At 66.1% G+C, this 18,286-nt stretch carries 19 protein-coding genes; 11 read left to right on the top strand and 8 right to left on the bottom strand.

Annotated elements, in window-relative coordinates; all coding sequences use genetic code 11:
* Positions 1-64: 64 nt before the first annotated feature.
* Together QHC78_RS02835 and QHC78_RS02840 are read right to left on the bottom strand one after the other, a co-directional pair.
* Positions 65-502 carry a MarR family winged helix-turn-helix transcriptional regulator gene (locus QHC78_RS02835; protein WP_319742359.1) on the bottom strand — a complete coding sequence of 146 codons (438 nt, stop codon included), beginning with the start codon at positions 500-502 and terminating at the stop codon, positions 65-67.
* 125 nt (positions 503-627) lie between these two features.
* Entirely contained in the window at positions 628-1,401 is a 774-nt protein-coding gene (locus QHC78_RS02840; protein ID WP_319742360.1) for an SDR family NAD(P)-dependent oxidoreductase, read from the bottom strand.
* Positions 1,402-1,475: 74 nt separating this feature from the next.
* On the opposite strand from QHC78_RS02840, the gene QHC78_RS02845 reads away from it, so the two are divergent.
* The gene (locus tag QHC78_RS02845) at positions 1,476-1,841 is read left to right on the top strand and encodes a DOPA 4,5-dioxygenase family protein (RefSeq protein ID WP_319742361.1); all 366 of its coding nucleotides are present in this window, start codon (positions 1,476-1,478) and stop codon (positions 1,839-1,841) included.
* 18 nt (positions 1,842-1,859) lie between these two features.
* Here QHC78_RS02845 and QHC78_RS02850 read toward each other — a convergent pair whose 3' ends face one another.
* Entirely contained in the window at positions 1,860-2,873 is a 1,014-nt protein-coding gene (locus QHC78_RS02850; RefSeq protein ID WP_319742362.1) for an LLM class flavin-dependent oxidoreductase, read from the bottom strand.
* Between the two features lie 211 nt (positions 2,874-3,084).
* Here QHC78_RS02850 and QHC78_RS02855 point away from each other — a divergent pair, with 211 nt between their 5' ends.
* Both QHC78_RS02855 and QHC78_RS02860 read left to right on the top strand, forming a co-directional pair.
* Positions 3,085-4,062: a tripartite tricarboxylate transporter substrate binding protein gene (locus tag QHC78_RS02855; RefSeq protein WP_319742363.1), complete on the top strand. Its 978-nt coding sequence runs from the start codon at positions 3,085-3,087 to the stop codon at positions 4,060-4,062.
* 4 nt (positions 4,063-4,066) lie between these two features.
* Positions 4,067-5,170, top strand: coding sequence for a mandelate racemase/muconate lactonizing enzyme family protein (locus tag QHC78_RS02860; protein ID WP_319742364.1), 1,104 nt, complete (start codon positions 4,067-4,069; stop codon positions 5,168-5,170).
* On the opposite strand, the gene QHC78_RS02865 is transcribed toward QHC78_RS02860, so the two are convergent.
* Complete coding sequence (locus tag QHC78_RS02865) at positions 5,070-6,056, bottom strand: LysR substrate-binding domain-containing protein (protein WP_319742365.1); 987 nt, start codon at positions 6,054-6,056, stop codon at positions 5,070-5,072. The two genes, QHC78_RS02860 and QHC78_RS02865, sit on opposite strands and share 101 nt — an antisense overlap.
* A 101-nt stretch (positions 6,057-6,157) precedes the next feature.
* Here QHC78_RS02865 and QHC78_RS02870 point away from each other — a divergent pair, with 101 nt between their 5' ends.
* The 5 genes from QHC78_RS02870 to QHC78_RS02890 all read left to right on the top strand — a co-directional run bounded on the left by QHC78_RS02870 (position 6,158) and on the right by QHC78_RS02890 (position 10,923).
* Complete coding sequence (locus QHC78_RS02870; protein ID WP_319742366.1) at positions 6,158-7,366, top strand: FAD-dependent oxidoreductase; 1,209 nt, start codon at positions 6,158-6,160, stop codon at positions 7,364-7,366.
* A gap of 52 nt (positions 7,367-7,418) precedes the next feature.
* Positions 7,419-8,387 (top strand): Bug family tripartite tricarboxylate transporter substrate binding protein, encoded by a 969-nt coding sequence (locus QHC78_RS02875; RefSeq protein WP_319742367.1) that lies wholly within the window; start codon positions 7,419-7,421, stop codon positions 8,385-8,387.
* Between the two features lie 81 nt (positions 8,388-8,468).
* Positions 8,469-9,143, top strand: a complete 675-nt coding sequence (locus QHC78_RS02880) for a DUF2848 domain-containing protein (protein WP_319742368.1) — start codon at positions 8,469-8,471, stop codon at positions 9,141-9,143.
* Positions 9,144-9,170: 27 nt separating this feature from the next.
* Positions 9,171-9,557: a cupin domain-containing protein gene (locus tag QHC78_RS02885; RefSeq protein WP_319742369.1), complete on the top strand. Its 387-nt coding sequence runs from the start codon at positions 9,171-9,173 to the stop codon at positions 9,555-9,557.
* A gap of 13 nt (positions 9,558-9,570) precedes the next feature.
* On the top strand, positions 9,571-10,923 hold the full coding sequence (locus QHC78_RS02890) for an amidase (protein WP_319742370.1): 1,353 nt from the start codon (positions 9,571-9,573) through the stop codon (positions 10,921-10,923).
* 50 nt (positions 10,924-10,973) lie between these two features.
* On the opposite strand, the gene QHC78_RS02895 is transcribed toward QHC78_RS02890, so the two are convergent.
* The 3 genes from QHC78_RS02895 to QHC78_RS02905 are packed head-to-tail and all read right to left on the bottom strand — an operon-like array spanning position 10,974 to position 13,788.
* Positions 10,974-12,137 (bottom strand): mandelate racemase/muconate lactonizing enzyme family protein, encoded by a 1,164-nt coding sequence (locus QHC78_RS02895; RefSeq protein WP_319742371.1) that lies wholly within the window; start codon positions 12,135-12,137, stop codon positions 10,974-10,976.
* Positions 12,134-12,766: a DUF4286 family protein gene (locus tag QHC78_RS02900; protein WP_319742372.1), complete on the bottom strand. Its 633-nt coding sequence runs from the start codon at positions 12,764-12,766 to the stop codon at positions 12,134-12,136. The genes QHC78_RS02895 and QHC78_RS02900 overlap by 4 nt, the downstream gene beginning before the upstream one ends.
* Positions 12,767-12,813: 47 nt before the next feature.
* Positions 12,814-13,788 carry a Bug family tripartite tricarboxylate transporter substrate binding protein gene (locus QHC78_RS02905; protein WP_319742373.1) on the bottom strand — a complete coding sequence of 325 codons (975 nt, stop codon included), beginning with the start codon at positions 13,786-13,788 and terminating at the stop codon, positions 12,814-12,816.
* A gap of 134 nt (positions 13,789-13,922) precedes the next feature.
* Between QHC78_RS02905 and QHC78_RS02910 the strand changes: the two genes are divergently transcribed.
* Positions 13,923-14,843 (top strand): LysR family transcriptional regulator, encoded by a 921-nt coding sequence (locus tag QHC78_RS02910; RefSeq protein WP_319742374.1) that lies wholly within the window; start codon positions 13,923-13,925, stop codon positions 14,841-14,843.
* A gap of 14 nt (positions 14,844-14,857) precedes the next feature.
* Here QHC78_RS02910 and QHC78_RS02915 read toward each other — a convergent pair whose 3' ends face one another.
* A complete protein-coding gene (locus QHC78_RS02915) occupies positions 14,858-15,607 on the bottom strand; it encodes an enoyl-CoA hydratase/isomerase family protein (RefSeq protein ID WP_319742375.1) in 750 nt (249 codons plus the stop codon).
* Between the two features lie 139 nt (positions 15,608-15,746).
* Here QHC78_RS02915 and QHC78_RS02920 point away from each other — a divergent pair, with 139 nt between their 5' ends.
* Positions 15,747-16,775, top strand: a complete 1,029-nt coding sequence (locus QHC78_RS02920; RefSeq protein WP_319742376.1) for an alcohol dehydrogenase catalytic domain-containing protein — start codon at positions 15,747-15,749, stop codon at positions 16,773-16,775.
* Positions 16,772-18,268, top strand: a complete 1,497-nt coding sequence (locus QHC78_RS02925; protein ID WP_319742377.1) for a class I adenylate-forming enzyme family protein — start codon at positions 16,772-16,774, stop codon at positions 18,266-18,268. The genes QHC78_RS02920 and QHC78_RS02925 overlap by 4 nt, the downstream gene beginning before the upstream one ends.
* Positions 18,269-18,286 lie beyond the last annotated feature (18 nt).

Below are 18,286 nucleotides of genomic sequence, written 5' to 3' on the forward strand. Positions count from 1 at the left end.
GACAGGCGCCGCGCGATGCGTGCCGCGAAGGAAGCCCGGTTGTCCGCCGACGAAGACATGTCCTTCACTCCCCCAGACGCGCCAAGGCGGCCACCGCCCGCCCAAGCGCGGCACGGGACTCAGGATCCAGCATGGCAATGCGCCCTGCCAGCCAATCGGTGCGCCGCTTGCGCACGTCGGCCACCAGCTTGCGGCCCTTAGGCGTGACGGCGAGCCCTACGCGGCGCTTGTCGGCATGCAGGGTCTGGTCGCGATGGACGTAGCCGGCCGCCTCCAACTGCTTGACGTGGGCGCTCATGGTGGCAGCCCGCGTATTCTCGCGATTGGCCAGGTCGTTGACGCCAATGCCGGGCTCTTTATCGATGGCCGACAGCAGCATGACGGCCAAGGGGGAAACGTCGAACGCCTGGGTTTCACGCCGAAGCAGCCGGTTCAGCCGCAAGATGGCCGGCCGCAAGTGGGCGGCGATTTCGATGGCGTCGTTGCTCGACAAGTCCTGCATGATTCCGTGCGGCCCGCATAGACCCGCGCACCGTAAAAAGTTAGTTAGTTGAACTAACTATATCGCTGCGGCGCGGCAAATGCAACCGGCAGCGGGCGGCATGCCCGCCCGCTGCCGGCCAGACGCTACATCACGGCCGAAGCACCGCCGTCCAGGTTGATGCTGGACCCCGTTACGTAGCTGGCAGCGTCGGAAGCCAGGAACACGATGACGTTGGCCGCCTCTTCCGCTTCCCCTACGCGTCGTAGCGGGATGTCTTGCGCGAACTGCCGATAGAGATCGTCGGGATCCCGGCCGGCCGCGGCCGCCGCGCGTTCATGCTGGCCGGCCTTGATCTTCCCTATGCACACCGCGTTCACGAGGATGTTGTCGGCGGCGAATTCCCGGGACAAGGCCTTGGTCAGCGCCAGGCCGGCGGCGCGCGACACCGAGGTGGGCATGGATGCGGCACCCGGCTGCTTGCCGCCTATGGTCGAGATATTGACGATCCGCCCTCCTCCCTGCCGCTTCATGTGCCCGACCGCCAGGCGGGAACAGCGTATGGCGCCATACAGCTTGAGTTCGAGATCGGCATCCCACTCGGCATCCTGCAGTTCCAGGAACGGGCCGCGCATGGAGGTCCCGGCGTTGTTCACGAGGACGTCGATACGGCCGAAATGGGCCGCCACGGCCGCGAAGAACCGTTCGATTTCCTCGGGCTTGGCAACATCGGTCGGCAGGCCGAAGACATCCCCGCCTTTGCCGCGCAGCATCTCTATCGTCGCCTCCAGTTTCCCGGCATTGCGGGCGCACAGGGCCACCTTGGCGCCTTCCTCGACAAACTTGAGCGCCGTGGCCAGCCCGATGCCGGCCGTCGCACCCGTCACCACCGCGACCTTTCCCTCGAGTCCCAGTTTCACTTATCTCTCCGTCATAGAATCAGATATACGCGCGGCTGACCGCCGCATCGCTCAACCGTCCGCCGGCCCCTGCCATGCAGCCAGATACAGACCACACACCCATCATTCGTGCCTTCCACGCACACGTCTACTACGATCCGCAGGCCACGCGCCAGGCGGCGGCCATCGTACGCGAACAGGTGGTCGAACGCTTCCCGGTACGCGCCGGCCGGTGGCACGACGTACCGGTCGGCCCCCACAGCCGGGCCATGTACCAACTGCTGTTCGAGCCGGAAACCTTCGGCACGCTGGTTCCCTGGCTGATGCTGAACCGGCAAGGACTGGACATCCTGGTGCATCCGGACACCGGCTTTCCGCGGCGCGACCACCTGGAGCACGGATTCTGGCTGGGCCACGTCCTTCCGCTACGGGCCGAGCGGTTGCCGGAACGGGACGACTGACCGGCCCGCCGGCACGGATCAGGCTGGCGGCTGGTCCAACCAGCCCAGCTGCCGCGCCGCCTCGGCCGTCAGCCGGAACGATTCCAGGCGGGCGTGATGATCGTACACCTGGGCCGTGACCATCAACTCATCGGCACCGGTGCGCTCGGCGAACTCTCTCATTCCCTCCTGGACCATGGCAAGGTCCCCGACCACCGTGCAGGCCAATGAACGCTCGACATGCGAACGCTCGGCGGCGCTCCAGACCCCGTCGATGTCGTCCACGGGCGGGTTCAGCTTGCCGGGCGTCCCCCGTATGAGATTGACGAACTGCAACTGCAGTGACGTGAAAAGGCGGCGCGCCTCGGCCTCGGTGGCGGCCGCGAATACGTTGAGTCCCAGCATCACATAGGGCTTGTGCAGCGACGCGGAGGGCTGGAACCGGCTCCGATAGAGATCCAGGGCGGCCGTCATGAAGCCGGGGGCGAAATGCGAGGCGAACGCGAATGGCAGGCCGAGCTGGGCGGCGAGCTGGGCGCTGAACAGACTGGAACCGAGCAGCCAGATCGGCACGTCCAGGCCGCCTCCCGGCACCGCCTGCACCGCCTGCCCTGGCCGGGGGGGCCGGAAATAGGCCTGTAGTTCGGCAACGTCCTGGGGAAAACGCTCGGCCGTATCGACACCGTGGCGGCGCAATGCCCGCGCCGTGGCCTGGTCGGATCCCGGCGCCCGGCCCAGCCCCAAGTCGATGCGCCCCGGGTAGAGCGACGCCAGCGTACCGAATTGCTCGGCGATCAGCAGCGGTGAATGATTGGGCAGCATGATGCCGCCCGCGCCTACCCGGATGCTGCGGGTAGCTGCGGCAACGTGGGAAATCACGAGCGATGTCGCCGCGCTGGCGATGCCGGGCATGTTGTGGTGCTCGGCCAGCCAATAGCGCCGGTACCCCCAGCCTTCGGCATGCTGCGCCAGGTCGCGGGTATTGCGGAATGCGTCGGCGGCCGTACCGCCCTCGCAGATAGGGGAAAGATCAAGAATCGACAGTGCGGTCATTGCAGCTCCGGCACGCGGAAATCAAAAAGCGTCCGGGCATCGTAACCCTCCGGCCGCCTCCGTGACCCAGAAGACCTTACCGATTCAGGGTTTATATAGTTGAAATCGACAACTTGTTCATGTATCGTTGCGGGCGTCCATAGTTGATATACACAACAATCACGGCCGCTACCGGAGACGCTGCGGCCGGATGCCGATACGAGGAGGCCACATGTCCGTCACCCCATTCCTGCGCGCGGGCGCAATTGCCGTTGCCATGGCCGCCGCCCTGCCGGCCCAGGCCGAATCTGCCGCCGAGTATCCTTCGCGGCCGATACGCATCATCGTTCCCTATACCCCCGGGGCCATCAACGACGTCCTGGCCCGCCGGATCGCCCAGCGGCTTTCCGAGTCGCTCAAGCAGAGCGTCGTGGTCGAGAACAAGCCCGGAGGCGGCACCGTGATCGGTACCGAGTACGTGGCCCGGGCCGATCCGGACGGCTACACCCTGCTGCAGACCGCAGCGGCCCACTCCATCAACCCGAACCTGATGTCGAAGCTGCCTTACGACACGATCAAGAGCTTCAGCTTCATCACGCTGGTGGGCACCTCGCCATATGTCATGATCGCGACGCCTAACCTGCCCGCCAATACGGTGCCCGAGCTGGTGGCGCTGGCGAAGTCCAAGCCAGGCACGATTTCCTATGCCTCGACCGGCAACGGCGGCAGCGCCCACCTGATGGGTGAATTGCTCAAGGACATGGCCAAGATCGATCTCATGCACGTTCCCTACAAGGGGCTGGCGCAGGGCTTGAACGACCTGAGCAGCGGACAGGTGCAGCTGTCCTTCAGCACCTACACCGGGGCGATGAACTATCTCAAGCCCGGCCGCGTGAAGGCGATCGCCGTCACGGGCAAGGAGCGCATGTCGGTCCTGCCGGACGTGCCCACCATCGCCGAAACCTTCCCCGGCTACGATGCCTCGGGCTGGTGGGGCTATGTCGCGCCGGCCGGCACGCCGCAGCCCATCGTGGACAAGCTCAATCGCGAATTGGTCAAGATCGTGCAGTCGCCCGACTTCAAGGAACAATTCAAGTCGGAAGGCGTGCAGATGCTCGGTACCACGCCCGGGGAATTCAAGGCCCACGTCGAACGCGAGATGGAAATCTGGGGCAAGCTGGTCAAAAAGGCCAATATCCGCATGGATTGAGGTCATGAAAATCGCCCGCTGGTCGCTGGACTTCTATCGCCTGGCCTACCGTGACCGTATCGTTTGGGCCAACGCGATCGAGGACGCGGGCGTCTACGCCTTGCTGCGCCTGGAATCCGATGACGGCTTTGCCGGCCTGGCCGAGGGCACCGTCAAGGCGACCTGGTCCGGCGTCTCGCCGGCTTCGCTGTCGGCGGCATTCCGCGATCTCATCATGCCGGCGGTCCACGGCACGGACCTCGCCGATGCCCAGGCCGTCCACCAGGCGCTGGCGGCGCTGCCCGAAAACCGGCTCGCCAAGGGCATGCTGGAAACCGCCTGCTGGATGTTGGCTGCTGCACGCGCGGAGCAGCCTTTATGGCAATACTGGGGCGGCACGCAGGAAGTGGAAGTGTCGTGGACACTGACCCGCCGGCCGCCCGGGATCATGGCGCGCGAAGCCGCCGAGGTCGCCTCGCGCCATGGCATACGCGCCTTCAAGGTCAAAGGCGGCCAGGGCATGGACATCGACCGGCAGGCGCTGCGGGCCATCCGCCGCGCCGCGGGCGACGATGCGGTGTTCAGCGTGGACGCCAACTCCGCCTACGGCCGGGACGAGGCCGCCGCCTACCTGCGGTTGCTGTCCGACGAGGGCGTGCAGGCGGCGGAAGATCCGTGCCCGCTGTGTCCGGACGCGCATTTCGAAGCGCTGCAGCAAAGTACGCCGCTCCCCATCATCGTGGACCGGTCCTGCACCACGGCGGCGGACGCCGCCTTGTTCCTCGAACGCGGCGCTCGGGCGCTGAGCGCCAAACCCGGCCGCGTCGGCATGACCGAGGCGATGGCCATAGGGAGCCTGGCACGGCAATACGGCGCCGGCGTGGCGACCGGCATCTACGCCGAAAGCGCGCTCGGCACGCTCATCAACCTGCAGCAAGCAGCGGCCGTTCCGGCCAAGCACTGCGCCTTCCCCGCGGAACAGACATTCTTCCTGGGCCTGACCGAGCAAATCGCCGCGCAGCAGCCGGTCATCCGGCAAGGCCGGATCGAACTCCCCGCCGCGCCCGGCGTGGAAGGCTGGATAGACCCGGAACACCTGGCTCGCTACCGGCTCCGGCTCGACGCCTGAAAGCCTCGCACTGATCCTGCAGCCAGGCGCGGAAGTTCGTGAGGGTGGGGTCCGTCGCCTTTTCCTCCGGGTACGCGAAGTAATAGGCGCCCTCGCTGCGAACCGGAAGGTTGGACAACACCTTCAGCTTGCCCGACCGCAGCTGGTCGCCAATCAGGAAACGCGGCAGCAATGCGACCCCCATTCCGGCACAGGCGGCGCTGATCAGCATGGATTGCACCTCGAACCGCGGGCCGCGCATCACATTGACGTTACCCAGTCCGGCCGTATCGCACCAACGGCGCCAGGCTTCCGGACGGGTCATCAAATGCAGCAGCCGGCGGCGGACGACGGTCTCCGGACGCAGCGAAACCTCGCCTTCCAGCAGCGAGGGGCTGCCCACCGGCAACAATACTTCGTCGAACAGGTAATCGGTGCGGGCGCCGGCCCAGTCGGGCGCGCCAAAATACAAGGCGCCGTCGAGCGCGCTCTCGCTGAAGAAGAAACGGGTGCTGCGCGCGCTGACGTGCACCGTCACTTCGGGCTGCAGCGCGTAGAAAGAAACCAGCCGCGGCACCAGCCACTGCGATCCCACCGTTGGCAGCGCGGCCACCTCCAGCACCGCGCCGTCGCCTTCGTGCCCCATGACTTCCAAGGTATCGCGCTCGATGCGCTCGATGGTCTGCACCACCCGGGCGCTGTACATGGCGCCCGCGCGAGTGAGCGAGATGCGCTTCTTGATGCGATGGAAAAGCCTGACGCCGAGTTGCTCTTCCAGCAGCGAGATTTGCCGCGAGACGGCGCTTTCGGTCAGCGCCAGCTCGGCGGCGGCGCGCGTAATGCTGAGGTGCCGGGCCGCTGCATCGAAGGCCGTCAGCGCACCAATACTGGGCAACCTGCGTCGCATTGGTTCATTCCAAAAACTCAAGATGTCTCCAGAATAAATCGTTTGCTGCGGCCGGAACAAGCCTCCTAGTATGTGCCGATCCCTCCACACAGCAGCAAGCCATGACCGCAAAGAACGAACGAGTCCTGATCGCCGGCGCCGGCCCTGTCGGCCTGGTGGCCGCTAACGTATTGGCCGATGCGGGTATTCCCGTAACGGTCTTCGAAGCCGAGCCGAACCTGCCGCAAACCCTGCGGGCCTCGACCTTCCAGCCCGCCACGCTCGATCTGCTGGCGCGTCTCGATGTTTCGAAATTACTCATCAACATGGGATTAGTCGCGCCGCGGATGCAATACCGCGACCGCAAGGGTTGGGTCGCCGAATTCAATTTCGGCAGCATCAGCGATGAAACCCAGCACCCCTACCGGCTGCAATGCGAACAGTTCAAGCTGAACGCCCTGCTGGTCGACCGCCTCTCGCGCATTCCGCATGCCAGCGTACGGTTCGACGCCCGCGTGACGAACGTCGAGCAGGATGGCCAGGGAGTCACGCTCACCGTCCAGAACGCTGCCGGCGAGTCTTCCACCGAGCGCGGCACCTGGCTGATCGGCGCTGACGGCGGCCGCAGCGCCGTGCGCGACCTGCTCGGCGTGGTGCTGGAAGGCTTTACCTGGAGCGAGCGCTTCCTGGTAGCCAGCACGCCGTTCGATTTCGCCGACGTCATTCCCGGCCTGGCCGAGGTGAGCTATTTCGCCGATCCCGAGGAGTGGTTCTTCCTGTTGCGTGTGCCGGGGCTGTGGCGCGTCATGCTGCCGGTGGGCGCCGACGAGCAGGACGCCGACATCCTGTCGGATGCCAGCATCCAGCGCCGGCTGCAGCGCGTGTACGCGCGCCCCGAGGAATACAAGATCGAGCACCGCACCATCTACTCGGTCCACCAGCGCGTCGCGCCGCGCTACCGGGTCGGCCGGGCCTTCCTGGCCGGCGATGCCGCCCACCTGAACAATCCGCTGGGCGGCATGGGGATGAACGGTGGCATACATGATGCTTTCAATATCGCCGACAAGCTCGCCCGCGTCTGCCTCGGCCAGGCCGAGGACGCGCTGCTCGATCGGTACGAAGCGGAGCGGCGGCCGGTGGCCCTCGACTACGTGAACAAGATCACCATCGCGAACAAGAAAAATCTTGAAACGCGGGACGAACTGGAACAAAGGACCTGGCGCGAGGAGATGACGCGCACCGCCGGCGACGGGCAGCTGGCCAAGGAATATCTGTTGAAGGTTTCCATGATCAGCAGCCTGCGACGGCCCGAGATGCACCAGGGCGCGTGAGCCTCGCCGCCGCGCTCCATCCTTCTACTCGTTTCTCCATCGGGAGTTCTGCATGTTCAGCAAGCTAGCACTAAGCAGTATGCTCGCGCTGGCGTCGTTCGCGATGCCGGCGTGGGGCGACTCGTACCCCAACCGCACCATCACCATCGTTACGCCGTTCCCTCCCGGCAGCACGAGTGACATCATCCCGCGCCTGCTGGCTCCCCATCTGTCCCAGGCGCTGGGTACCACGGTAGTCGTCGAGAACCGGCCGGGCGCCAATGGTTCGCTGGGCGCGGCCAAGGTCGCGTCCTCGGCGGCCGACGGCTATACGCTGCTGATGGCCACCACCGGCGTGCTGGCCATCAATCCGTGGGTCTATACCAAGCTGTCCTACTCGCCCACCAAGGACTTCGAGCCCATCATCAACGCCGCCTCCACGCCCAACGTAGTGGTGGCCCATCCCAGCGTCGCCGCCTCGGACCTCAAGGAACTGGTCAACCTCGCCAGGCAGAAACCGGGCGACCTGACCTTTGCCTCCGCGGGCAACGGCAGCACCAGCCACTTGTGCGGCGAATCGCTCAAGTCCACCGCGGGCGTGGACCTGGTGCACGTGCCCTACCAGGGCCCGGCGCCAGCCATGCAGGACGTGCTGGCCGGCCGCGTGGCGTTGATGTGCGACAACTTCTCCAACGTCGTCCAGTACGTCAAGAGCGGCCGGCTGAAAGCCATTGCGCTCACTGCCAAGGAGCGTTCGCCGCTCGCGCCGGAGATTCCCACCTCTACCGATGCGGGCTACGCGGACGTACAGGCCGGCAACTGGTACAGCTTTCTTGCCCCCGCCGGCACGCCGCGCCCCATCGTCGACCGTCTGAACACGGAATTCGCCAAGGCCTTGCGCAATCCGGAAGTCACGGCGCGCCTGCAATCCATGGGGCTGACCATCATCGCCGACAAGCCGGACGAATTCCGCGCCTTCATCGCCGAGGAATCCGCGCACTGGCAGAAAGTGGTCAAGGCCGCCAACGCCCGCCTGGATTGACATCGCCACCTTGTCTTTCTGCCGGCCCTGGCCGCCCTTTCCCGTGGGCGGCCAGGGCCGGCATTCCTCAATGAGCCCACCATGCTACTGAATCTCATCACCCGCGACGGCACCCGCCAGTACGACGCGTCCATCGCTCATGCCGTGATTGCCGGCTGGACCGGCCGCGACCGAGCCGCCATGGAAAAACACATTGCCGAACTGGAAGAGCTGGGCGTTCCCCGCCCCGCCACCACCCCGGTCTACTACCGCGTCGCTGCCGCGCGCCTGACCACGCAGCCGCGCATCGAAGTAAGCGGGTTGGACTCCAGCGGCGAAGTCGAGTTCGTCATGCTGCGAGCCGAGGGACGGTTGTGGGTAGGCATAGGGTCGGACCATACGGACCGCAAGGTCGAAACCATAGGCGTCACCATCTCCAAACAACTATGCGAAAAGCCCATCGGAACCGACTGGTGGCTGTTCGATGACGTCGCCGGCCATTGGGACGCCCTGCAGCTGCGCTCCACCATCGAAGAGCATGGGCAGCGCGTCGCCTACCAGGAAGGCCCCGTCACCACCATGCAGGATCCGCGGGACCTCATCGCGGGCTATGCCGACGGCAGCTTGCCGGAAGGCGGCATCATGTTCTGCGGCACGCTGGCCGCGAAGGGCGGCATCCGCTTCTCGCCCAGCTTCGAGTTCGAACTGCACGATCCCGTCCTGAACCGGACGCTGCGCCACGGATACCGCGTGGAAGCACTGCCGGTAGCGGGTTGATATCACTCAGACCACCAGGAGCACTTCATGGCTGTCACCAAGAAACACGATGAATTCCACACGCTCGACATGGAGAGCGGCTGGCAACTGCCCGCGGGCTACGACCCGGCCACCGGGGCGATGGAGAAAATCCTGTCCGGTTCGCTCGACGAACTCAACAAACGCGGCAGCCGCACCCGCCTGCTGCGCTTCCCTCCGGGTTTCCACACCAAGCAGGCCATCGTCCACGACTACTGGGAAGAAGTGTTCCTGGTCAGCGGCGACCTGACCGTGGGCAATGACGAGAACGGCGAAGGCGGCACGCCCTTCTCCGGCTACACCTACGCCGTGCGTCCCCCCGGTGCCTGGCACGGTCCGTTCAAGTCCAATGACGGATGCCTGCTACTCGAAATACACTATTACGATCCTGCATGATCGAGAAACCGCGATGTCGCCATTGATTCCTCTTGAAGAACTGAGTGCCGCGCTGGATGCCGGCAGGCTGACCAGCCGCGCGCTGGTCGAAGACTGCCTCGCCCGCATCGAGGACCCGTCCGGCGAGGGCCCCCGCGTCTACATCCGGGTGGACGCCGACGGCGCCCGCCGCGCTGCGGACGAAATCGACCAGGCACGTGCGCGCGGGGAGCGCACCCGGCGCTATGCCGGCATTCCCGTCTCCATCAAGGATCTATTCGACATCGAGGGGCAAGTCACCACGGCGGGTTCGCGCGTGCTGGCCAAGGATGCGCCGGCCGCCCGCGACGCCGTCGCGGTCGCGCGGCTGCGCGAAGCGGGCTTCGTCATCATCGGCCGCTCCAACATGACCGAGTTCGCCTACTCGGGGCTGGGACTCAACCCGCACTACGGGACGCCGCTCAATCCTTATGACCGGCAGACCGGCCGCATTCCCGGCGGCTCGTCCTCGGGTGCGGCGATCTCGGTCACCGACGGCATGGCAGCCGTCGGACTGGGCACGGACACCGGCGGGTCGTGCCGCATCCCTGCTGCGGTCACCGGCCTGACCGGCTTCAAGCCCACCGCCTCGCGCGTCTCCAAGACCGGCGCCTTCCCGCTGTCCACCACGCTGGACAGCATCGGCGGCATCGGTCCCACCGTCAATTGCTGCGCCATCGTCGACGCCATCCTGTCCGGCGACCCGGTCTACCTTACCGAACGGGCGCCGCTTTCCGGCCTGCGTATCGGCGTCCCGCAGACCATCGTGCTGGACAACCTCGACAGCCATGTCGCGGCCACTTTCCAGGCGGCGCTGCATCGCCTGTCGCAAGCCGGGGCGGTACTCATCGACACACCCTTTGCCGAATTCGGCGAAGTAGCAGAGATCAACGCCAAGGGCGGCTATACCGCGGCCGAGGCCTATCCCGTGCATCGCGACATGATGGCCCGGCATGGCGACCTCTACGATCCCCGGGTCAAGGTCCGGATCGAGAAAGGCGCTCAGCAGACCCCGGCCGACGTAGCCGAACTGCACCAGCGGCGCGCCGACTGGATCCGCCGCACGGCCCGTCATTTCGAGGCGTTCGACATCATCGCCTGTCCGACGGTGCCCATCATCGCTCCCACGCTGGCGGAACTGGCCGATGACGACGCGTATGGCCGGATCAACTTGCTGATGCTGCGCAATCCGACCTTCATCAATTTCATGGACGGATGCGCCATCTCGCTTCCCTGCCACGAACCGGACACCGCGCCCGTGGGCCTGATGCTGGCCGCCAGGACCGGCCAAGACCGCCGTCTCTTTGCCGCGGCGCGGGCGGTAGAAGCCTTGTTCGCGGCCCGCTGAGCGGGCATGCCGCCCCAGCCCCGGGGCGGGGCCGGCGTCCTTGCTTGCCGTCAGTCGCGGCGGCGGGCGAACTCGAGGTAGTCCGGGTCGAACGTCATGCCCCACCCCGGGCCGGTGGGCAACGTATAGACACCGTCCACGAACGGCCGGTCGGGCTGGTTGGCAACCAGCTTGTAGAAGAACGGGTCGCGCCACGGCAGCATGACTTCGGCATAGCGGCCGTTGGATACCCCCGCCGACATCATCAGGCCGATCTGCGGCTCCAGGTGCTGCATGATCGTGACATTGAAAGCCGACGCCAGCATCGCGACCCGGCGCCACTCGGTCGGACCGCCGCCCCAGCTCGCGTCGAAATTGCAGATGTCGATCGCGCCGGCGGTCAGCAGATCGCGGCAGCCGAAGCGTGACAACTCGCTTTGGCCGGCGGCGACCGGAACGCCCCCCACGGCCCGCACCACCGCCATGTCGGCGCGATCGTTGTCCCACCGGCAAGGCTCTTCGAACCAAGCCAGATTCAGGTCGCGCGTGCGGCGCACGAACTCCAGCGCTTCTTCGCGCGTCCAACCCTGGTTGGCATCGCAGGCGAGCACGAACGCATCGCCGCCGGCCTTGCGCACGGTTTCGGCACGCAGCGCATCTTCCGCCGGGGTCTTGCCGCCCAGCTTGAGCTTCAGGCCATGGATGCCGAAAGCCTTCAGTTCCGCCACCTCGTCCGCCAGAGCCTCCAGGTCGCCGCTCTGGCGGTAATAACCGCCCAGCGCGACGACCGGGACCTGCTCGCGCGCACCGCCCCACAACACATGCAGGGGGGCGCCCGCCAGCTTGCCCACGGCATCGTGCAAGGCACTGTCCACGCACGCCTGCGCCCGCAGCGCCACGCGCCGATCGCGCAGGAAAGGCTCGGTAGCCTTGCGCGTCAAGGCCCAGGCCTCGTCGACCGCGGCCACGCGGCGGCCGCGCAGCAGCGGTTCGAGTTCTTCATGAATCAGCCGGATGATGGCCGGCTGCAGCTCGTCGTCGTTGCCGTTGAAGCACTCCCCGATGACGCCCGCGTCGGTATGGACGCGCGTCACGATGGTGCAGCGGTGCGTCAGTTTCAGGGTCGACCCGGTGGCCGGCCGCTCGAGCGCCACGCGCAAGGGAATGGTTTCGATGCGGGTGATGCGGGCGTCCACCAGTGCATGCCCGCCATCTTGTCGGGTTGCCGGATTCATGATGCTCCTTTGCCGGGTTCGATCGCAAAAAGCCGCTCGCACATGACCCGGCGCGTATTCTGGAAATGGGGGCGCACGCGGCTGCTCCAGTCGGTGGCACGCACCGCCAGCCACGCGGGGTCCTGCTTGATCGCGGACGTAACGAGGTCATAGCACGCGAAGGACCGTTGGCTGCCGTCGGCATTGGCCGCGACCAGGCGGCGCGCGCGGATATTGCCCGGCACTGCCGCCAGTCCGGGCAAATGCTCTTGCTCGTACCACCCGTTCAGGTCGCGGGCCACCTCGGGCCGCACGTCGGTTTCCACCACATAATGGAAGTGCGCGGTCTGGCCGTGCGACACGCCCGGCAGGTCCAGCACTGGCGTCAGCAAGAAGATTTCCGGCGTGACCTCGGGGACCAGGCGCCGGCTCAGGCTGGCGAGACCCGCCGTCGGTTCATCGCCGGCGATGAAGGGATCGCCGGACCAGAAATACAGGTACAGGTGCGCTCCGTCCAGCGCGCGATTGGCATCCACGCGTTCGAATTTGCCGGGATACCGGGCCACGGCCTCGGCGGCCACCCTTTCCAGGGCGGCCACGTCGCCGGGGGCCGGAGAATACCGCAACAACAGCGCGGCAGGTTTACTCATAAGCTCGCTTCCAAAAAAGTGAAATGCGCCTTCCCTGCATGCAAGACTCAATCGGCCTGGATGCCCAGCCGCTTGATCAGCTCGGCCCACTTCGCGGTCTCGCTTGTCAGGAACTCGCCGAACGGCGCCGGGGCGAGATAGGCCACCGTAGCGCTTTCCGCCTCCAGTCGCCGGCGCATGTCGGGATCGGCAAGAATATCGGCAATGGCCTTGCTCAGCTTGTCGACGATAGGCCGTGGCGTTCCCGCGGGCGCCAGCACACCCCACCAATTGTCGCCGTCATAGCCGGCCAGTCCTGCCTCCTCTACGGTGGGGACATCCGGCACCACCGGCTGCCGCTGGCCGCCGCTCACCGCCAGCGGGCGCAACCGGTTGGCCTTGACGTGGGGCAGTGCCTGCAACACGGTGCCCACCGATACCTGCGCATGGCCCGCCGCGACGTCGGCCAGCGCCGCCCCCGCGCCCTTGTACGGGACATGGGTCATCGATATGCCGGCCCGGATCTCGAACAACTCGCTGACCAGATGCTGGGAACTGCCGACGCCCGATGATACGTAGTTGAGCTTGCCCGGATTGGCCTTGGCATAGGCAATCAGCTCCGACAGCGTCTTGACGGGCAAGCCGGGATAGACGGAAATCAGCAACGGCGCCGTGCCGATGCGGGCGATCGGCTCGAAGTCCTTCACCGGGTCGTAGGGTAGTTTCTTGTACAGCGTCGAATTGGCCGTATGCGGCGTAGAGATGAGCAGTAGCGTGTAGCCGTCGGGCCGCGACTTGGCCACCAGCTCGGTGCCGATGGTGCCGCCGGCGCCGCCACGGTTGTCGACGATGAAGGGCTGCGCCAGCCGCTTGCTCAGCTCTTCTCCGATCAGGCGGCCAACGATGTCGTTGCTGCCGCCCGGCGCGAACGGGATCACGATGCGTACGGGCCGGCTGGGATAGTCCTCGGCATGGGCTGCCGTGCCCATCATGGCGCCCAGCAGCATGGCGGCCGGTGCAAGGAATTTGCGGGAAATATGCATGGGGTCTCCTCTCCGGTGCCGCGTTGGAAAACAACTTCCACGCGGTCTCGTGTTTAAAAGGCGGCATTGTGCGGACAGGCCGCCACTGCATCAATAAAATAGCGTCTACATCTGATATCCGAAAATTAAATACCATGGACCTGCAACAGCTCGAGTCCTTCGTCCGCGTCGCGGAACTGGGCAGCCTGACCCGCGCGGCGCTGGTGCTCGATGTGTCCCAGCCTACACTCAGCCGCCACATCCGCCTGCTGGAACTCGACCTGAAAACCCACCTGCTGCTACGCACCGGGCGGGGCGTCGAACTGACCGAGTCCGGCAAATGCCTGCTTTCCTATGGCAATGCCATCCTGAAACTGACCCGCCAGGCGCGTGCCGATATCCAGGCGCTGAGGGACCAACCGACCGGCAGGTTGACCGTGGGGCTGCCGCCGCGCATCGCCCATGTGCTGACGCCCGAGCTCGTCAAGCAGTTCCGCCGCCGCTATCCCGACGCCTCGATTTCCGTGTCGGAAGGCCTGAGCGTCGCACTGCGGGAAGACCTGATCCTGGGCAAGATAGAAATCGCGCTGCTGTTCGACCCGCCACCCAGCCCGAAGCTGGAATACCGCAGCCTGTATCGCGAAGAAATGGTGTTGTGCGGCCGGCCCAAGCCCGCGTTTCCTCTGCCAGAGCGCCTGGCCGCCAAAGAGCTGGAACGGTATCCGGTGCTGGTTCCCAGTATCCCGAACGCCATCCGCAATGTGATCGAGGCCAGCTGCCGGCCTCACGACATCAAGCTGAACGTGGTCGCGGAGGTAGACGCGGTCCATACCTTGCTCAAGCTGGCCATGAGCGGCCAGGGCTACGCCATCGTCCCGCGCAGCGCCGCTCCGGTGTCCCGCAAGCTGGGGGGCCGGCCGTTCAAGGTATCTACTATCGGCGCGCCACGCATGCTCAACAACCTCGTGCTGGCCACCTCGCGCCAGCGGCCGCTGTCGCAGCTGGCGCAAGGAATGGTCACCCTGCTCGCCGAACAGGACATCGGCCGACTGTTCGGCGGGCCGAAATCCGCATGACCCGCACCCGGCGATCAGCGGATACGGCCGGCCCCTGGTTTATGCGCGACGACGTCGCCGAACTCCTTGGATTGGAGAATGGCGAGCCGTGCATCATCGATAACCGCTGCGTGCTCGCGCGCGCGGCGCCGGCGTTCGAGCAGGATGAGCCGCTTGGTTTGCGCGACGGCGGCGGCTGAATTCGATGCAATGCGGCGCGCCAGCGCCAATGCCGCAGCCGCGCTGTCGGGCGCCAGCTGATCGACCAGGCCGATGCGCAAGGCCTCTTGGGGATCGATCAGCCGGGCCGTCAGCATCAGATCGAGCGCGCGCGGCTCGCCCACCAATCCGGGCAGGGTAACGGCGCTCACGCCCGAAAGCATGCCATGCTGCACCTCCGGAAAACCGAGCTTGCCGGTCTCGGCCGCAATCCGGAAATCCGCATGAATGGCCAGCGTCAGGCCCATGCCGATGGTGAACCCGTGCAGCGCCGCGATCACCGGTTTATTCAGTTCCACCCCAATACCGGGAATGGCGTCCATCAAGGTCTGCGTATCGACCATGGTGCCGGTCGCCTGCATTTCCTTGATATCGGAACCGGCACAGAACGCTTTCTCGCCCGCCCCGCGCAAGACAAGCACGCTCACGGCCGGATCCTGCGCGGCCTCGCGCCAGATGCGGCCGAGCTCCCGTTTGGCCGGGACGTCCAGCGCGTTCATGCGCTCGGGCCGATTGATGACGATCTCGTAGATGCCGCCATCGAGCGGCCGGTAGTCGATACTCATTGAAGCCTCGCATTGGAGTGACAACGGGCGCGCGTTGACAGCCGGGCCCGGGCTATGCAAACTATATCGCAAATGTGTAAATAGTAAACATTATGTGCATATAGTGCACAATCAATTTGGCAAGGGGTACCCCGACATCATGAAAGCCGTAATTCTTTCCTCCTTCGGATCGCCCGACGCGCTGGAGATCCGGGAAGTCCCCACACCTTCTCCGGCCGCGGGCGAAGTGCTCGTCCAGGTCAAGGCGGCGGGCATCTGCCATCACGATATCCTGCATCGCGCCGGCAAGCTGCCGGGCGCCAAGGCCGGCGTCGTGCTGGGCCACGAAACCGCAGGCGAAGTCGTGGCCGTGGGCACCGGCGTCATCACACACCGTGTGGGCGACCCGGTCGTCATCTACCAGCGCCAGTTCTGCGGAATGTGCCGCAACTGCCTGCGCGGCAGGCAGGACATGTGCCGGGCCCTGGGCCTTCCGGCCGTGGACACGGTCGGAGGCTACGCGGAGTACGTCTGCGTACCGGCGCCCATGGCCATCCAGGTTCCGCGCGGCCTGCCATGGCAGGCCGCGGCGCTGTCGTGCTGCCCCATCGGCACCAGCCTGCGGGCCTTGCGCACGCTGGCCGGCACCAATCCGGGCGACACCGTCCTGATTACGGGCGCCAGCGGCGGCCTGGGCATACACCAGATACAGATCGTACGAGCCCTGGGCGCCCGCTCCATCGCCGTCACCTCCAGCCCGGCCAAGGCGGAACACCTCAAGTCCCTCGGCGCGGATGAAGTCATCGTGTCCCCGGACTTGAAGTTCAGCGCGCAGGCTTGGCAGCTTACGAACAAACAGGGCGTGGACGTCGCCATCGACAACCTTGGCATGACATTGCCGGAAACCTTGCGCGCGATGGCGCAGGGCGGGTCGGTAGTCGTGCTCGGCAACATCGACGGCAAGCCTGTAGACGTGCTTCCGGGCCTGCTGATCGGCCGCCGGATACGGGTCATGGGCTCGGGCAGCGCCACGCTGGAAGATATCCGCCACGCGCTGTCCATGCTGGCGTCCGGGCAGATCCGTCCCATTATTTCCGCCGAACTGCCGTTCACCGAGATCCGCACGGCCCACGCGATGCTCGATGACAAGTCCGTGGAAGGCCGCGTCGTCATGCAGGGCTGGACATGAACATCGGTGCCCTGCTCCAGCGATGCGCGCAGCACTGGCCCGACCGGCCCGCAGTCGTGGATGCGCGGGACGGCAAGGTCTTGACCTTTGCCCGATTCACGTCGCACGTGTTCGCGCTGGGCCGCATGCTGCGCAGTACGGGCCTGCAGGAACAGGACCGGGTCGCGATACTGGGGGACAACACCCCTTCCTACCTGTTGTGGGACTACGGCTCGATGTCGGCCGGGCTGGTCAGGGTACCGCTCGATCCTGGCCTGAGCGCCGATGAACAGGCTGCGCAACTCAACGACGCGCAGGCCAGGATGCTGGCCTATGGCAGCGAATACGCCGAACGTGCCCACGACCTGGCTGCACGCGTGCTGGGCCTGGCGCTGCGGCCGCTCGATGCCGCCGTGACGCCGGCCGAAACGGGGCCGGCCGCCGCACCAGCCCCGGCCGCGCTCGCCTCGCTCAACTATACCGGCGGCAGCACGGGCGCTCCCAAGGCCGTCATGATCACCCATGGCAGCATCACGTCAGCGCTGCAGAACATCGTGCTGGCACGGCAGCACGGCCCCGGCGACATCATGCTCAATATGCGGCCCCTGTGGCCGATCGCCGCCATCATCGTGCTGGCGCAGCTGGCCGCGGGCGGGACCGTCGTCCTCGCCGGCCGCTTCCATCCACAACGCTTCCTCGAGTTGCTGTCGGCGCACCGCGCCACCTCGACCTCGCTGGTCCCGACGCACTTGGTGCGCCTGCTCAAGGAAACCCGGCCCGCGGATCACGATCTCTCGTCGCTGCGCACCATCGACGTGGGCGCCGCGGCCATACCGCCGGATACCTTTCTTGCTGCCATCGACGGCTTCGGGCCGCGCCTGGGCATTCTGTACGGACTGACCGAAGCATCGTGGAGCTGCTACCAGCCGCCCTGCGCGCTGGCCGACCCCGCCGTGCGGGCCCAGGCCATCCGTACGGTAGGACGGCCGGTCTTCGGCTGCGAGATCCGTATCGAACGGGAAGGCCAGGCCGTTCCAGCAGGCGAAGAAGGCGAGGTCCTGATACGCGGCAATCATGTCGCGGCCGGCTACTGGCGCCAGCCGGAACTCAGCGCGCAGGTATTCCGCGAGGGCTGGTTCCATACCGGTGACCTGGGCGCCCTCGATGACAGCGGCGTGCTGCGCATTACCGGCCGCCTGAAGGAAGTCATACGCAGCGGCGGCAAATCGATCCTGCCGGACGAAGTGGAACGTGCCTTGTGCAGCCATCCGGCGGTGGCCGATGCCGCCGCGGCCGGGCTTCCCGATCCCGAATGGGGAGAAATCGTCGCTGCCGCCGTGGTCCTGCACGAGGGTGCGGCCGCGACGGCAGAGGAGCTCATGGAGCACTGCCGGCTGACGCTGTCCGGATTCAAGAAACCGAGAATCGTCCGGTTCGTGCCCGCCATACCGAAATCGCATTACGGCAAGGTACAACGCGCCAAAGTGCGGGCTCTGCTGGCCGACGGCGCCTGACGGAGGCTTCGCGCGGCC

Source organism: Pigmentiphaga sp., assembly GCF_033795525.1.
GTDB lineage: Bacteria > Pseudomonadota > Gammaproteobacteria > Burkholderiales > Burkholderiaceae_B > Pigmentiphaga.

Coding starts and splice junctions, on each gene's coding strand:
- QHC78_RS02835 (WP_319742359.1), bottom strand. CDS start 502: ATGCAGGACTTGTCGAGCAACGACGCCATCGAAATCGCCGCCCACTTG.
- QHC78_RS02845 (WP_319742361.1), top strand. CDS start 1,476: ATGCAGCCAGATACAGACCACACACCCATCATTCGTGCCTTCCACGCA.
- QHC78_RS02850 (WP_319742362.1), bottom strand. CDS start 2,873: ATGACCGCACTGTCGATTCTTGATCTTTCCCCTATCTGCGAGGGCGGT.
- QHC78_RS02855 (WP_319742363.1), top strand. CDS start 3,085: ATGTCCGTCACCCCATTCCTGCGCGCGGGCGCAATTGCCGTTGCCATG.
- QHC78_RS02860 (WP_319742364.1), top strand. CDS start 4,067: ATGAAAATCGCCCGCTGGTCGCTGGACTTCTATCGCCTGGCCTACCGT.
- QHC78_RS02865 (WP_319742365.1), bottom strand. CDS start 6,056: ATGCGACGCAGGTTGCCCAGTATTGGTGCGCTGACGGCCTTCGATGCA.
- QHC78_RS02870 (WP_319742366.1), top strand. CDS start 6,158: ATGACCGCAAAGAACGAACGAGTCCTGATCGCCGGCGCCGGCCCTGTC.
- QHC78_RS02875 (WP_319742367.1), top strand. CDS start 7,419: ATGTTCAGCAAGCTAGCACTAAGCAGTATGCTCGCGCTGGCGTCGTTC.
- QHC78_RS02880 (WP_319742368.1), top strand. CDS start 8,469: ATGCTACTGAATCTCATCACCCGCGACGGCACCCGCCAGTACGACGCG.
- QHC78_RS02885 (WP_319742369.1), top strand. CDS start 9,171: ATGGCTGTCACCAAGAAACACGATGAATTCCACACGCTCGACATGGAG.
- QHC78_RS02890 (WP_319742370.1), top strand. CDS start 9,571: ATGTCGCCATTGATTCCTCTTGAAGAACTGAGTGCCGCGCTGGATGCC.
- QHC78_RS02895 (WP_319742371.1), bottom strand. CDS start 12,137: ATGAATCCGGCAACCCGACAAGATGGCGGGCATGCACTGGTGGACGCC.
- QHC78_RS02900 (WP_319742372.1), bottom strand. CDS start 12,766: ATGAGTAAACCTGCCGCGCTGTTGTTGCGGTATTCTCCGGCCCCCGGC.
- QHC78_RS02905 (WP_319742373.1), bottom strand. CDS start 13,788: ATGCATATTTCCCGCAAATTCCTTGCACCGGCCGCCATGCTGCTGGGC.
- QHC78_RS02910 (WP_319742374.1), top strand. CDS start 13,923: ATGGACCTGCAACAGCTCGAGTCCTTCGTCCGCGTCGCGGAACTGGGC.
- QHC78_RS02915 (WP_319742375.1), bottom strand. CDS start 15,607: ATGAGTATCGACTACCGGCCGCTCGATGGCGGCATCTACGAGATCGTC.
- QHC78_RS02920 (WP_319742376.1), top strand. CDS start 15,747: ATGAAAGCCGTAATTCTTTCCTCCTTCGGATCGCCCGACGCGCTGGAG.
- QHC78_RS02925 (WP_319742377.1), top strand. CDS start 16,772: ATGAACATCGGTGCCCTGCTCCAGCGATGCGCGCAGCACTGGCCCGAC.